The following is a 15,414-nucleotide window of genomic DNA, read 5'->3' as shown; positions in this document are numbered from 1 at the left end:
TCTGCATAACGCAACGATGCAACCTAAGAAAGAATGCGAGAACCCGTGTCCAGTCCGTTTACCAGCTTTTTAGCCCAGCATTTTGACCAGATTAACGACTATCTGGCCACGTTCTTTGACGGACAGGCGACCTCTGCCGATATCGAGCGCTACCTGTACGCGCCGCTCTCGGCATTTACGGCCAATGCCGGCAAGCGCCACCGCCCGCTCATCTGCATGCTCGCCGCCACCGCGGTAGGCGGCAGCTTTGAGAGCGCCCGAAGCGCGGCGGCGGCCATCGAGCACTTTCAGTCGGGAGCGCTTATCCATGACGACATCGCCGACAACGGCCAGCTGCGCCGCGGCAAGCCCTGTATGCACCTTACCGAGGGTACGGGACTTGCCATCAACTGCGGCGACCTAGCGCTCACCATGGTTACCAAGACGGTTCTCGACGACCCCACGCTCGAGGCAGACGTGAAGCTCCGCGTGCTCCACGAGCTCACCGAGATGATCGTTCGCACCATCGAGGGTCAGGCGCTCGACCTGGGCTGGGTCCGCGATGGGCGCTTTGACATCTCGGTCGACGATTATCTGGACATGGCGACGCACAAGACCGCGTACTACAGCGGAGCCACGCCACTTGCCGCCGGAGCCATTATCGGTGGCGGCAGCGAAGACCAGATTGAGGCGCTGCGCGCCTTTGGCCTGCACACGGGCCTTGCCTTTCAGATCCAAGATGATCTGCTCAACCTTATTGGCACCAAGGAGGCCGCCAACAAGGACTTCCGCACCGATATCACAGAGGGCAAGCGCACGCTCGTCGCCGTGCATGCCCTGTCAGACGAACGTTATCACGACGAAGTCGAGGCAATCCTTTCCTCGGGCACCGAGGACCCCGTGCAACTCGCACGCGCCGTGGAGATCTTCCAGCAGACCGGCTCTGTCGATTTCGCCCACACTTACGCACTCAACCTGACTGCCAAGGCCAAGGCCGCTATCGAAGGTGTCGAGCTCGACCCGCATGCACGCGAGCTGTTCGACTCCATGGCAGATTTCTTTGTGGAGCGCCTTAACTAGCGGGGGTTACAAAACCTGTCAGCAGCGCATTTGGGTACAACTTGCTACACTGTTGAGTGCATGTTTATGCAACCCTTTGCGTTGTCTATCCGACACACGCTCAAATAGTACGAATGGTACGCCGAAAGGGGTTCGTTCATGGAACCTATCACAACGGGCATGCAGGGAGCAGCCGTCGAGGACGTCCAGTCCCGCCTTCTGCAGCTCGGCTATACAATCGATGACGCCGAGGTCGCCGACAAGCGCTTTGGCACCACCACCGAGCAGGCTGTTGGTACCTTTAGGCTCGACAGCGGCCTTGCCGCTGGCTACGCCGTCGATATCCCCTGTTGGAGCGCCCTGGTAGACGCCTCGTATAAGCTGGGCGACCGCACGCTTTATCTGCGCATGCCCAATTTCCATGGTGCCGACGTTCGGGCCCTGCAGAGGGCACTCAACGTTTTGGGTTTTGCCTGCGGTGAGGACGACGGCTACTTTGGCCCGCACACCGAGGCGGCCTTGCAGCAGTTCCAAGAAAATGTCGGCCTGTTTGCCGACGGCATGGCATTCCAGGATACCTACGCCTATATCAACCGTCTGCATCACGTGTGGGAGGGCAAACCCTCGGTTACCGAGGCCGAGTCGCGCATCGGCTTTGCCCGCGCCGCCAACGTGCTCGAGCGCTTCCAGATTGCCGTTATCGGTGAGGACCCCATCGCACGCAGCGTTGCATCGCGCATGTGGAACATCGCCACGGCGACGACCGACAACAGCGGCATGATGCTTTGCGATTCCGAGGTTCCGACCGACGTGGACCTGGTACTCGAAATCGCAAGCGATGAGCTGCCCGCAGATGCAGCGCCGCGCGCCACGATCGCCCTTGCCGAATGTCACAACCTGGCGCAGCGCATCCGCACTGCCAATATCGCCGCGCAACAAAAGCCTGCACGTATCCGCATTGAGCTCACGGGCATGACGCGCTACAACGGAACCTTCACCGCAAGCGATGCACAGACACTCGCCGTACGCCTGCTCGATGGCGTTTGCGATGCCCTCGCAGATTAGGTAAACTAGACGAGCTGCTTTTGGGCAGCACCACACATTGGGACGTAGTTCAACGGTAGAACTCCGGTTTTTGGTGCCGGCTGTTGGGGGTTCGAATCCCTCCGTCCCAGCCAAGGTAACTGAGCGCCCCGGGCTTTCATCAGCCCGGGGCGCTTTCTTGTGGGCATGCGGAGGGATTCGAACCCGCAAGGGTGCGGAGCTGAGGAAACGCGAAGCGTTTTCCAGCGCAGCACGCAAGGAGCGGAGCGACGCAGCGGGGCGCGGCCGCCGGAAGGCGGACGCGGAATCCCTCCGTCCCAGCCAAGGTAACTGAGCGCCCCGGGCTTTCATCAGCCCGGGGCGCTTTCTTGTGGGCATGCGGAGGGATTCGAACCCGCAAGGGTGCGGAGCTGAGGAAACGCGAAGCGTTTTCCAGCGCAGCACGCAAGGAGCGGGGCGACGCAGCGGGGCGCGGCCGCCGGCAGGCGGACGCGGAATCCCTCCGTCCCATATCAACAACGGGCTCTCCGTATCTCAACCGGCACTTGGGGACGTTCCCAAAGTGCCGGCACTAAAGGAACGCCACCAAGTACCGGCTCATCCACCCTCAAAAGACAGACGCCCCAAGCCCGAAAGGACCAAGAGCGCCTTACATCTAGAAAATATCAGTCCCGTTCCGAAAAGCGAGCCGCCATCTACAAAATGGCCCGCCGGGGCCACGCGCCCCTAATTGTTCAGCATGCGGTCGAAGCTTCCCGAGTCGCCATCCCGATAGTCGGCGGTCATCAGAATCTCCTGCGGAATGCGACCGCCCTCGCGCAGCACATTGCGGAACTGCACGCGCGTGACCATAGGCAGATCCTTGATCGTCGCCGCCAAATTCTGCGGCACACCCTGATTGACAGCCGCAGGCTCGCACTCGCCGCCAGCTTTCACGCGACGCTTGTGCTCGGCGAGCATGGCACGGTACATGCCGGCATGCAAGCGAATCTCAACCACATTGGCATTGCGGGCCTGCTCGACGATGCGCGCACCCTCTCGGTCGATATCGCCCACGTAGTAGACATAGTTAAAGCGATAGCCGATCTCGGCCAGATAATCATCCAGTGCGTGCGAGACGCTCGCCTTGCAGCCGCCGCCAAAGATCACGCCACCCACCTTGGTGCCAAAGAGCTTAGCGTGCTTGCGGCCGCGCAGGAGCTTGACGATCTCGTCATAGGTGTCTAGGTTCTCGACCATAATGAACGGCTTGTCGGCGCCCAGCGTAAAGAAGCCCGTAAAGTGCACGGGGCGGTTGGGGGCGACCTTAATCGCCTGCATGCTGATGCCCTTTTCGGTCATACGCCGAATCAAGCGCTCGCCGTGTTTACCGTCAAAGGCCTTCTCATCGTTAAAAATCTGGTAGGCGCGCTGGCGACGCGAAGCGACCGGCGTGTCGGCACCGCGATTCTGCTCAATCCAAGCCTGGATGGTCGCAATCTCCTCGGTAATCTTGCGGTTGGACATCTCGTTGTGCTGAGTGCGCTGCGAAACCTTTTTGCCGTCCTTGCCCTCAACCTTAACGATTTGAGTCTGTTGCTCCTTAATATTGGAGAGTGCAGCAGGTGTGGGAACGACCTTGAGCAGCTGCCTGCCCAGGACACGGGCCAGAGCAAACGCCGAAACCTCGCCATGAGCGGGCGGCTCAGGCTGCTGGGCGGTCGCATCGTTTGCAGTCGGTTTGGGCTGCGTCTGGGATTTGCACTTGGAATCTGTCCGAGTATTGCGCTCTTGCTTTGGCGCGGACGAGCCCATTTGCGAACGCTCAGGCTTGCCCCCCTTTACTGGCTGGCGCTTGGGCTGCTCCGCCGGGATCTCAGCCTTAGCATCCTTGTTTTGCCCCGCTGCCTGCTCGGCCACGGATTCGGCATTTGAGCCACGGCCGCCACGATGACGACGACGGCGAGGCTTGCTCGAAGCGCTCTCCCCCGCTTTCTCGCCCGCAGACTGCTGGCCTCGGGGCTCGACATCGCCCGCAGGCCGCGGCTCAACAGGCTTCTGCTCACGGACCATCGGCTCGGCAGCCTTCTCAGCCTTCTCCGCTGGTGCAGCGGGAGCCTGGTCGGTCTTTTCTTGACGCCTTGCGGGATACGCACGACCCATAAAGCCGCGTCCGGGACGGCATGAACCCGGAGCCTTCTTGACGGGCTCCTCGGGTGCACCAGCAGCCTCGACGGACTCCTGAACGTCGCACACAACACCTCCCTGCTCGGCCTTAAAGTGAGCCCCGCGGCGACGCTTAGGCTCCTGGACCTCAGCGGCGCACTGCGGCTCGGTAACAGCCTCATCCTCGACGGGCTCGACATCCGTCGCATCCTTTTGAGCCACAGCGCGACGGAAGCGCTCCTGCTGGGCACGGCGCTGCGCATCGCGCTTGCCGCCCCCGCCAAAACCGCCGCGGCCCGCCTTGGCCGTAAAGGCGCGAACGACGCTCTCGTCAAGCAGCTCATCGGTGTCGACGTTCTCGCGCGGAGCCGTTTCCACCGCAACAGGCGCATCGACAACGTCCTCGACGGCCTCTTCGGCAGCCTCGGCAGGCTGCTCCTGGACATCGCGAATCTCGGCATTAATGGTATAGAACGCTGGGCGCCCGTTAACGCCGCTGCCCTCGATCTTGGTAACGATCTTTGCCGCGATAAGTTCATCGCGCATCGCCTTGGTGTCACATTCCTTATCGACGGAACGGAAAATCTGTGCCAGCGCGCTCGACTTGATCTTGAGCGCCTTGCGGCAGAGCAGGTCGTAGGCAACCAGCTTGGCACGCTCGGCAGAAAGCGACGTCTGGCTGCTCAGACGCTCAGCCAGGGCATCGACGTTGTTTTGGTTATCGGAATATACCGTCTTGGCCACGGGGCCCCTTTCATATGTACACATATACGTCTATATGGTACAACGCACGCCCCTATCCACGCAAAACATCTGCGAGAACACCCGGGCACACTAGCTTTTGCATGGAAAAAGGCCGAGTCCGCGCAGTTGCGGACCCGGCCTTTCCGAGTCATATAGATGTGACGTTCAATCCGTTAGGTCGATTAGGCCTTGGCGGCCTCGGCGTTTGCGGGAGCCTCGGCAGCAGCAGCGCGACCATACTCGGCCTTGCCCATCTCGGACCACTCGGGCTCCTCGTCGGGCATGGAACCGGCCTCCTTGCCGAAGAACTCCTTGAGGCAGTTGACGGCAACGATGAGGCCCAGGACCATCAGCAGGACGGCAAAGACGAGCTGCAGACCCTTGGTGGCGGCGACGGAGACGGCGGCCGTGGTGGCGGTAGCCGGGATGGTACCGAAGAAGCCGTAGGCCTGGACGGCGGTCATGCAGCCCATGGCGCTCTGGACCAGCGAGGTAAAGGTGCAGCAGAGCAGGAAGGCGACGGGCACGTAGAGCATCCAGCCCTTGCGGCCGGTGCACTTGCAGAACACGGCAAGGGTGATCATGGTCATACCGCCGAGCAGCTGGTTGGAAGCACCAAAGAGCGGCCAGATGTTGGCATAGCCGCCAAAGGCGAGGGCGAGGCCGGGGAGCAGGGTGACAACCGTGGCGAACCAGGGGTTGCCGAGGACCTTCATGTAACCGGCCTTGGACTCGATGGCCAGGGCGTCGTTGGTCTGGGCAAAGAACTCGGAGAACGAGGTGCGGGCGATGCGGGCGACGGCGTCGAGCGAGGTCAGGGCCAGAGCGGAGACGTTCATGGTCATAAAGACGGTAGCAAGCGTGCCGTCAACGCCGAAGGCCTGCATACCGCGAGAAATGCCAGCAGCGAAGATCTGGAACGGGGTGGAAGCGACGCCGGCGTTGAGGGCGCCGGTACCGGCAGTGTTCATGTCGGAGAACATGATGCCGGCGACGATGATGGCGAGGATGCCGACGAAGGACTCGACGATCATGGCGCCAAAACCGACCTTGACGGCGTCCTGCTCCTTCTCGACCTGCTTGGAAGAGGTGCCCGAAGAAACGAGGCTGTGGAAACCGGAGAGAGCGCCGCAGGCAACGGAGACAAACAGGACCGGGAACATCATGCCCGAGGCATTGCTAAAGCCGGTGAAAACCGGAGCAGTGATGGCGGCCTGGCCGTTAACGCCCAGGACGACGATGCCGAGGACAGCACAGACAATCATGACGATCATCATGATGGAAGTGAGGTAGTCGCGAGGGGTCTTGAGCATCTGGATGGGCATGGCACCGGCAAAGACCAGGTAGACCATGACGACGGCGAACCACTGGAACTTGTCCAGGTAAACCGGGAACTGCATACCGACGGCGAACATGAGGACCATGAGCACCACGCCGGTGACGAACTCGGCAGCGCCGGTGAGGTTGAACTTCTTCTGAGCCCAACCAAAGGCCATGGCGACGAAGGTGAACAGGATGGAGATGGTGCCAGCGCAGCCAGCGGCATAGGACTTGGTGAAGTCGATGGCACCGGTGGCAGCGCCAGAGGCGTCAACGACCGGGGTGAACATGAACGTCTTGCAGACCATGTCGGTAAAAGCGGCGATGACGATGATGCAGAACAGCCAGCAGAACAGCAGGAACAGGCGACGGCCGGTCTTGCCGATGTACTTCTCGATGAGCTGAGCCAAGGACTTGCCGTTGTTCTTCATCGAAGCGTACAGGGCGCCAAAGTCGTGAACGGCGCCAAAGAAGATGCCGCCGACGAGGACCCAGAGCACGACGGGCAGCCAGCCGAAGGCCATGGCGACGATCGTACCCGTAACAGGGCCAGCACCGCAGATCGAGCTGAACTGATGCGAGAACGCGGTGAAGGCGGAGACGGGCGAGAAGCTCTTGCCGTCCTTCATGCGCTTGGCAGGCGTGAGGGCCTCTTTATCAACGCCCCACTTGTTAGCCAGCCAGCGGCCGTAGCCCAGATAGCCACAGGCGAGCACCGCCGCGGCCACAACCATGAGCAAAACTCCGTTCATTACATTTCCTCCTCTAAAAAGAACTTCCTAGACATAAAAAATGAGGGCCGTCGGTTGCGCTCGACGGCCCTCATCTTCATCAGCCGCCCGTTATCGTACGGGCTAGCTGTATGTGCTAACCCGCATCAGATAATTACTACGCTGATAATGTTTAGCTGATGCGTGAACATGTCTAAGAAATCCTCTTCAATCATGATGCGAACGATCCGTGCGTGTTCACATCCCCCAGTGGATGAAAAGGAGTATGAAACTTTAGTTGCCTAAAGTCAACGCAAATATGTAATGAATTTTCAACTTTATTTGAATTTCTCGGTATAAAACGTCACTGACCTCGGACTTTACCCAACGACAGTTTTTGCTTGAGAGATGCTCCTCGGGGGCGGGGCGGGCGCCTGCCGCCACATATGAACTTTCCTGCTCGGACAGTCCTGCTCACGACGGAGGCCACATTAAGTGGCCTCCTGTTCGTGCGGAACTCGCGATAAAGTTCATATATGGCGGCAGGCGCCCGCCCCGCCCCCGAGGAGTTCCCATCCCAAATCTCAACTCTGTTATCATAATTACGATAATATCCTGATAGCTCAGGAGGTAGCTGTGAATATTAGGCCAGTCTCAGATCTTAGAAATCACTACCCGGATGTTGAGCGCGAAGTCGAACAGGAGGGTCCGGTTTTTCTAACTAAAAACGGGCGGGGCTCTATGGTCGTCATGAGCTTTGAGCAGTACAAGTCACTGAGCAATACAATCGAGAGCGCACTTGATGCCGCTGATCGTCAGGCTGCCAGCATGCAACTTCGCTATACACACGACGATGTCTTTGGCTCTGTCAGAAAAATGCTCGACGGCGGTCTCGATGAACAGGCACTATAAGCTCCGCTATCTTCCCCTATTTTGGGAGGACCTCAGCCAAGCAGCGTCATATATCGCCTTTGATCTCAATAACCCCGCTGCAGCAAATAGGCTTGTCGACAATGTTGAAGCAGGCATACTCGAGCATCTCAAGAATCCAACCATGTCACCAACATACCCTTCGACAAGAAGACGGTTGCACCCGTATTACCGCTTCTACGTTGGCAACTACATGGTTTTTTATGTCGTCATCGACGACGTCATGGAAGTCCGCCGACTGCTATATAAAAGCCGAGATATTGAGTCGATTATCAGGTAGGTTTCTTTCAGCTAATGCACGCCGTAAATTCGACGCAGGCTGGCTAACCTTGCCGGACGTTGTCGACGCCGATCCAGCTCAGTAGCTGCATCGATACAGAAAGGTTCCCGACCGGAGGGGCCGGATATAAGGTTTATCGCGAGTTCCGCACGCAAAGAAGGCCACTTAATGTGGCCTTCGTCTTGCGCAGGACTGTAGAGCAGGAAACCTTATATCCGTCCCCTCCGGTCGGAGACCGCGCCCATACGACTACAGCGTCATGTTTGGATCGGCGTCGACGTCGAACGGCGAGATTTCACCTCGGTCGAATTTGCGGCGAGCGACCTCCGCAATCATGGCGGCGTTGTCAGTACAGGCCGAGAGAGGCGGCACCGTTACGCGAATCCCCTGACGCCCGAGTTTCTTAATCATCATCTCGCGCAGATGCGGGTTGGCCGAGACGCCGCCACCGATGCAATACTCCTTGCACCCGGTGGCGTGCAGCGCGTTCTTGGCCTTCTTGTACTGCACGTCAAAGACCGCCGCCTCAAACGAAGCCGCAAGGTCGGGCAGGTGAATCGTGCGCCCAGCCTTGGTCTCCTGCTCAATATAGAGCGTCACCGCCGTCTTGAGGCCCGAAAGCGAGAAGCGGTAGTCTCCCCTGCTGTTAAGCGCACGGGGAAAATCGATCGCGCGGGGATTGCCCGTCTCGGCGAGCTTGGAGATGATGGGGCCGCCGGGATAGCCCAGGCCCAGCGCCTTGGCAACCTTGTCGAAGGCTTCGCCCACGGCGTCGTCCAGCGTCTCGCCAAGCACCTCGTAGTCGCCCCATGCCTTTACGTGCACGAGCATGGTGTGCCCACCCGAGACAAGCGTAAAGATAAACGGCGGCTTAAGGTCGGGCTGCGCCAGCAGGTTGGCGAACAGGTGACCCTCCAGATGATTGACGCACACGAGCGGTTTACCGGCAGCATACGCAAAGCCCTTGGCAAAGGCGACGCCCACCACCAGGGCACCCACCAGGCCTGGGCCTTGCGTCACACCCACGGCGGCAAGCTCACTTGGCGCAATCGCTCCACCCTCAAGGCCAAGCGATACCGCGGCATCTTCAAGCGCCGCGTCTACGACACTCACAATCACCTCGACATGCTTGCGCGAGGCGATCTCGGGCACCACGCCGCCAAAGCGAGCATGAAAATCAATCTGCGTCGACACCTGGTTGGCCAGCATATTGCCGTCCGCATCGATAATCGCAACAGCCGTCTCATCGCAAGAGCTCTCGATGGCAAGAACTAGGCGACGGCGCTCGATTTCGGCACGCTCCTCGGCGGTGCGCTCGGGCTCAGGCAGCGGCCAGACGCGCTGCTCGGCAGCCGTTGGCTCGGGCGAGGCATTGTCGAGAGGAAGCACCAGGGGCAGCGACGCCGTCATGACGATGGCGTCCTTGCCGACGCCGTAGTAGCCACGGCGACGACCCGCCTCGGCAAAACCCAAGGCGCTATAGAGCGCAATCGCACCCTCGTTGCCGTCCTCAACCTCAAGCGAAGCAGTGGTGCAGCCGAGCATCTGGGCGTCATAGCTCACGTGCGACAGCAGCTTGCGGGCAATGCCCTCGCGACGATGAGCAGGATCAACCGCGACGTCCATAATCTGAACGTCACCGTCGACGACCATGCCGCCGGCAAGTCCCAGCAGCTGACCGTCGTCGTGCGCCACCCACCAGCTACGCGGAGCGGCAACGCCCTCGCCCAGCTCGGACAGGAACATGCCCGGCGTCCACGCCTCGTGTCCGGCGCCTTCAAAGCAGGCGGCCTCCAATGCGCTCGCGCCCTCGGCATCCGCCGCGCCCATGGGACGGAACTGCAGATGGCGGCCGGCGAGCTCGTCGGCAACACCCGTAATCTCGCTCTGGGCGCTCTCGGCAAGCCCAAGGCGCTTGCGCTCATTTTCCTCGGCATCCGAAAGACGCGTGTAGATCGGCAATACGCGAGCCGGATTACCGTCGCCCGCGGCGTGCGCCATCAGAAGGCCCTCGCCCGAGGGCCACCACAGGTCTCGCTCCACGCAGCGCGCAGTCTCGTCCTCACTCAGCAGCTTGCCATAACGTACGAGACCGTCACCAGTCAGCTTAACCTGGCTCCAGTCCGCGGCCTGGCGCCACTCATCAAGCGCCACGGCGGCTTTGACCACGTGTTCGCGCTCAAACAGACGCTCGGGACCTTCGTCCCCCAGCACGTACAGAGCCGGATACACCTCGCCACGCATGGCGTCGGCAAGAACACCAAGCTTGCCGCGCACGCCAGCCTTCCACGCCGTCCAGGCGCAAGCGTCAAGTGTCGACACGCCCAGCAACGGCACGTTGGCACCGCGCGCCAGACCCTTAGCGGTCGAGATGCCAATGCGAACGCCCGTAAACGAACCCGGGCCGCGTCCAACCACATAACAGCCGACATCGCCGCGATTCAGCCCGGCCTGCGCCAACACGCCATCGACAGTATTCACAAGTTCCACGTTGGCATGGCGACGACACAGATGGTCCCCGCTCACCAGCTTCGCCTCGCCCGTCTGCTCATCAATCCAGCTTGCCGCGCAGGCAAGCATGTCGGTCGAAGTATCGAGCGCCACTACCAGCGCGTTGTCGTTATGCAAGCTCATCTTGAACAGCCTTATCAATCAAATCGAAAAGCTCCGTCGCGCGCTCGCCGTGCGCCTCGAGCGCGATCGTTCGCACGTCGCTATCGTCCTCATCGCGCCTAAGCGTCACCGAGAGATACTCATCCGTCAGCTCGTCCTGAAACTGCTCGCCCCATTCCAACAGGCAAGCGCCCTCATAGCCGAGCACGTCAAAAATGCCCGTATCCTCGAGCTCGTAGGCATGCTCCAAGCGGTACAGATCAAAATGGAACAGCGGAATACGCCCCTGGTCGTGAACGGCCATGAGCGCGAACGTAGGACTCGTGACCATATGCCCGTCGCCCAAGCCGCGCGAAACGCCCTTGGTAAAGTGGGTCTTTCCCACGCCCAAGCCGCCGGTCAGTATCAGCACATCGCCATTTTCTAGACACGGTGCGACCAACTCGCCAAAATGCTCCGTATCGGCAGTACGAGCCGTTTTGTAGGTACCTAGCCCCAGGCGCTCCAGGGACATATACGCTCCTTATTATTCCGAGGCGCCCTCTGGCGCGGGGTGTCGCACCAGATAGTCGCCCAGCATCTTAAAGTCTTCCTCCAGCAACTCCTGCCACGCCGGATTGCGCAGCGCCGCCGCGGGATGAAACGTCGGCATCACCACAAAGTGCCCCATCTGATGGAACCTGCCGCGCAGCTTGGTAATGCCAATCTCGGTCTTGAGCACAAAGTGCGTTGCGGGATTACCGAGCGTCACGATGATATCGGGCCAAATGCTTCGAATCTGCTCGCGCAAAAACGGTGAGCAAGCAAGTACTTCCTCGGGACGCGGATTGCGGTTTCCCGGCGGGCGACATTTAAGCACATTGGCGATATAGACATCTTCACGCTTAAGGCCCGCCAGGGACAGAATGCCGTTGAGGTCTTCACCCGCCGCCCCCACAAAGGGCTCGCCCTGTAAATCCTCGTTACGGCCCGGCGCTTCACCAATAAACATCACGCGAGCGCGGGGGTTTCCCACCCCAAACACGATATTGTGGCGCGACTGGTAAAGCTGGCAAAGGTGGCAATCACCCAGGACGGCCTCGATCTCCTCGAGTGCAACTTCGCGCGGCGCCTGATGGCTATGGCCGGGGATGTGCATAACGCCCATAGCGGCCCCTACACGTAGACCTTGTCGAGACGCATGCCAAAGCCGCAGGCGACCTCGTAGTTAATCGTGCCGCGCAGGCGCGCCATCTCATCCATGGTAATCTCGGCATCGCCATCGCGACCGATAATTATCATCTCGTCGCCATGTTCGGCCTCGGGAATCTCGTGAGCCGGGTTGGACTGAATGGCAACCATAAACTGATCCATGCAGATATTTCCGACCTGACGCACGCGCTCACCGCGATACAGCACGTCCATACGATTGGAAAGCGTGCGCGAAAGGCCGTCGGCATATCCGATCGGCAGTGTGCAGATCTGAACGCGTGTGCGCGGTACGCGGTAGGTAAAACCGTAGCCTACGCCCTCGCCCATCGCAGGATGCGCCACGCGCGTCACGCGCGCATGAACGCTCATAACGGGATCAAGCTGCATCACGCGGCCGCTCAGCTCGCACGGCTGCATGCCATACAAGCCAACGCCAGCGCGAATCATATCAAAATGCATCGAGGGGTCGAGCATCGAGGACGGCGTGTTGGCACAGTGCACGATACCGCACTCAAAACCCGCATCCTTAATGGCCTGAACGGCCTCGGTAAAGCGCTGGCACTGCAGCTTGTAGTCCCAACCCGATGGTTCGTCGGCCGTGGCAAAGTGCGTAAATACGCCGTCGCACTGAATACCGCGATGGAAATTAATACCGCGGACAAAGTCGAGCACCTGCGTGTAGTGAACGCCGATGCGGTTCATACCTGTCTCGATGGCAAGATGATACTTGCCCACCTTGCCCGCCGCGACGGCACATTCGCCATACGCAAGGGCAAAATCGGACGTATAGACCGAGGGCATGATATCGAACTCGAGCAATGAAGGAATAGCCTCGATGGGAGGCTCGCTTAGAATCAAGATGGGCTTGGTGATTCCGCCCTGGCGCAACTCAATACCCTCGCTGACCGTCGCCACGGCAAACATGTCGGCACCGGCCGAATACATGATCTTGGCGCACTCGACGGCTCCATGACCATAAGCATCGGCTTTAACCACGCAGCACAGGCGCTGACGCGGATCTAGCAAGTTCTTATAGGCCCTCGTATTGCGGCGGAGCGCCCCGCGGTCGATCTCGACCCAGGACCAACGCGTCAAATCGGCTTTATTCATGATTAGTCATCCGACCCTTCGTCCATGATTCCCAGATCATCGAGCGCATCCTTTGCCGCCAATTCCATGGCGGGACCGATCAAGTCGATAAGATCGGTCGCGATAACGCTCTTCTCGCCATACTCCGTCGCCGCAGCAAAGCCGGCATAGCTGTGGAGTGCGACGGCATACGAGTACAGCAGCTCCCAACGGTCCATCTCGTCACGCATGGTCGCAAGCGTTCCTGCAAGGATACCTGCGAGGACATCACCCGAGCCAGCGGTCGCCAACGACGCTGGGCCCGAAAGCGGCAGCAGCACGCGCTCGACGCCGCAAATGGCCGTCGTCGGGCCCTTAGCGATAACAACGAGATTATCGGAACCGGCAGCCCAGACAATCTTTTGAGCAGCGGCAATCGCAGTGCCAAGATCATTGACCTCGTCGCCGGCAACGAGACGCGAAAGCTCGCGATAATGCGGCGTCATAACGAGCGGCTGCTCGCGACGGTACATCTCGGGATTACTGTCGATGCCGTCGATTGCAATCTTGGCAAGGCAGTTGAGCGCATCTGCATCTAGGATAAGCGGCACATCGAGCTCAAGCAGGCCCGAAACGACTTGCATCGATCCGGCAGACGTCGTCATGCCAGGACCGCACACAACGCAGCTGTACTTCTTAGCAATCTCGCACACTGTCATACGCGCAGCGGCACCAAAAGATCCACGGGAATCAGACGGAATGGCGAAAACGGGAATCGACGGGAGCGCCATACGAATAAGGTTGGCGCACGCATCGGGCGTCGCAACGGCCACATAACCGGCACCAGCACGAGCGGCAGACTTTGCGGCCATGATGGCGGCACCAGGATATTGTGCCGACCCGGCAACGATGAGCGCGGAGCCGCGCGAATACTTATCGATATTCGTGGGCAGCGGGGCAAAGTAGTCCACCAGATCACCGGGCTCAACGATCTCGGCAGCATGATCGACATCATCGATGACTTCGTCGAGGCGGTCGTACAGACCGCCACACACCAGGTCGCCAGCATACTCCGGACCGTCAGCGCTGTAGAGGCCGATCTTAGGGGCAATCATCGTCACGGTACGCTCGGCACGGATGCAGTCGTCATCCACAACGCCCGTCTCGGCATTCAGGCCCGAGGGAACATCGATAGAAACAACGTGATCGGCGCACTCGTTAACCGTAGGAATCCAAATAGAAAACGGCGCACGAAGGTTGCCGTGAAAACCGGTACCAAAAATAGCATCGACCACGACATCCGCTTTGTTAATGAGAACCTCTAGCTCGTCTCGCGAAGGCCCAACGCACACATGAACGTCGCGACCGGCGGTGCGACGGGCAACGTGACGAGCAAGGGCAGCAGGAATCTCATCCGGCTCAACTGGAGAAACGATATCAACATCAACGCCCTTATGGGTCAGGATATCCGCAGCGACCCAACCATCACCGCCATTGTTGCCAAAGCCGACCAGCACAAGAACGCGATCAGGGTTGAGCTTTAAAATCTCGTTGGCGGCAAATTCACCTGCCAACTCCATGAGCTCGGCCTTCGAGGTGCCCTCGCGCTCGATGATATCCTCGAGGCGAACGACTTCCTCGGTACTCAAAACCGGTTTCATCTATGCTCCTTGCGTATCTTGCGGATCATCGATCAAATGCTCCGACAAAGCAGATTGTTGCAGCTGTTCAAGCTCATCCAATACAGAACGAGCCTCTTTAAATGTCTGGGCAACGCGCTCCTTGGTGCTCATTTTTTCTTCCTTAGGCTTAGGTCGAGCATCCTCGGTGATCGCAATGGCATTAGCGACAGCCAAGTCACCCGTAAGGGTAATAGAAAGAGCAACCTCGACAACACCCAAATCCTGGGCGATTTCGAGAGCGCGACCAGAAAGCAGAGCCTTTGGCTTGCCGAGCCTATCGCGTGTTACGGAAACGTCCTTACGTCCAACGCCCTGACTAAACCCCGTTCCAAGTGCCTTAAGTACCGCTTCGCGAGAGGCAAAGCGGCTGGCATAATGAGCGGCAGGGCGAGACGACGCATCGCAATACGCACGCTCTTCATCGGTAAACACGCGCCGGGCAAACGAGGGCGTCTTCTCAAGGATTGATTTCATTCGGGAAATCTCGACGATATCAACGCCGATACCAGCTTCAGCCATGTTCACCTCCATGCTACACAGACTACGATATTGTAGCCCGTTCAAAGAAGATGCGACAAACGAGGGTTATAAAACACAGCTACTATGTGAGACAAATTGCCTGAGAAACGAAAAAGGGGGAGGCCGCGAT

Annotated in this window: 12 protein-coding genes and 1 tRNA gene; 5 read left to right on the top strand and 8 right to left on the bottom strand. The window is 59.5% G+C overall.

Going from position 1 to position 15,414, the window contains the following annotated elements:
• Positions 1–45: 45 nt before the first annotated feature.
• The 3 genes from ACQQ92_RS07885 (at position 46) to ACQQ92_RS07875 (ending at position 2,216) form a co-directional block, all read left to right on the top strand.
• Positions 46–1,059 (top strand): polyprenyl synthetase family protein, encoded by a 1,014-nt coding sequence (locus ACQQ92_RS07885; RefSeq protein WP_427796195.1) that lies wholly within the window; start codon positions 46–48, stop codon positions 1,057–1,059.
• Positions 1,060–1,197: 138 nt separating this feature from the next.
• Entirely contained in the window at positions 1,198–2,103 is a 906-nt protein-coding gene (locus tag ACQQ92_RS07880; protein ID WP_195838517.1) for a peptidoglycan-binding domain-containing protein, read from the top strand.
• Positions 2,104–2,141: 38 nt separating this feature from the next.
• Positions 2,142–2,216, top strand: a tRNA-Gln gene (locus ACQQ92_RS07875).
• Between the two features lie 592 nt (positions 2,217–2,808).
• Here ACQQ92_RS07875 and ACQQ92_RS07870 read toward each other — a convergent pair.
• A complete protein-coding gene (locus ACQQ92_RS07870; protein ID WP_427796194.1) occupies positions 2,809–4,971 on the bottom strand; it encodes a hypothetical protein in 2,163 nt (720 codons plus the stop codon).
• A 182-nt stretch (positions 4,972–5,153) separates the two neighbouring features.
• Positions 5,154–7,043: a carbon starvation CstA family protein gene (locus tag ACQQ92_RS07865; protein ID WP_427796193.1), complete on the bottom strand. Its 1,890-nt coding sequence runs from the start codon at positions 7,041–7,043 to the stop codon at positions 5,154–5,156.
• A 453-nt stretch (positions 7,044–7,496) separates the two neighbouring features.
• Here ACQQ92_RS07865 and ACQQ92_RS07860 point away from each other — a divergent pair, with 453 nt between their 5' ends.
• Positions 7,497–7,913, top strand: a complete 417-nt coding sequence (locus ACQQ92_RS07860; RefSeq protein ID WP_427748363.1) for a type II toxin-antitoxin system Phd/YefM family antitoxin — start codon at positions 7,497–7,499, stop codon at positions 7,911–7,913.
• Positions 7,804–8,211 (top strand): type II toxin-antitoxin system RelE/ParE family toxin, encoded by a 408-nt coding sequence (locus ACQQ92_RS07855; RefSeq protein WP_370513640.1) that lies wholly within the window; start codon positions 7,804–7,806, stop codon positions 8,209–8,211. The genes ACQQ92_RS07860 and ACQQ92_RS07855 overlap by 110 nt, the downstream gene beginning before the upstream one ends.
• A gap of 249 nt (positions 8,212–8,460) precedes the next feature.
• Here ACQQ92_RS07855 and tsaD read toward each other — a convergent pair whose 3' ends face one another.
• The 6 genes from tsaD to acpS are packed head-to-tail and all read right to left on the bottom strand — an operon-like array spanning position 8,461 to position 15,284.
• Positions 8,461–10,845: a tRNA (adenosine(37)-N6)-threonylcarbamoyltransferase complex transferase subunit TsaD gene (gene tsaD, locus ACQQ92_RS07850; RefSeq protein ID WP_427796192.1), complete on the bottom strand. Its 2,385-nt coding sequence runs from the start codon at positions 10,843–10,845 to the stop codon at positions 8,461–8,463.
• Positions 10,832–11,338: a tRNA (adenosine(37)-N6)-threonylcarbamoyltransferase complex ATPase subunit type 1 TsaE gene (gene tsaE / locus ACQQ92_RS07845; RefSeq protein WP_427719841.1), complete on the bottom strand. Its 507-nt coding sequence runs from the start codon at positions 11,336–11,338 to the stop codon at positions 10,832–10,834. Before tsaE ends, tsaD begins: the two co-directional genes overlap by 14 nt.
• A 12-nt stretch (positions 11,339–11,350) precedes the next feature.
• Positions 11,351–11,971, bottom strand: a complete 621-nt coding sequence (locus tag ACQQ92_RS07840; RefSeq protein ID WP_427794390.1) for a uracil-DNA glycosylase — start codon at positions 11,969–11,971, stop codon at positions 11,351–11,353.
• 8 nt (positions 11,972–11,979) lie between these two features.
• The gene (gene alr / locus ACQQ92_RS07835; RefSeq protein WP_154515162.1) at positions 11,980–13,125 is read right to left on the bottom strand and encodes an alanine racemase; all 1,146 of its coding nucleotides are present in this window, start codon (positions 13,123–13,125) and stop codon (positions 11,980–11,982) included.
• A gap of 2 nt (positions 13,126–13,127) precedes the next feature.
• Positions 13,128–14,744: an NAD(P)H-hydrate dehydratase gene (locus tag ACQQ92_RS07830; protein WP_427728959.1), complete on the bottom strand. Its 1,617-nt coding sequence runs from the start codon at positions 14,742–14,744 to the stop codon at positions 13,128–13,130.
• Positions 14,745–15,284, bottom strand: a complete 540-nt coding sequence (gene acpS / locus ACQQ92_RS07825; RefSeq protein ID WP_427728961.1) for a holo-ACP synthase — start codon at positions 15,282–15,284, stop codon at positions 14,745–14,747.
• Positions 15,285–15,414: the final 130 nt, after the last annotated feature.

This window comes from Collinsella sp. SGI.241, assembly GCF_050312955.1.
In the GTDB taxonomy this organism is placed as follows: domain Bacteria; phylum Actinomycetota; class Coriobacteriia; order Coriobacteriales; family Coriobacteriaceae; genus Collinsella.
This window is presented reverse-complemented; position numbering and strand designations above follow the sequence as displayed.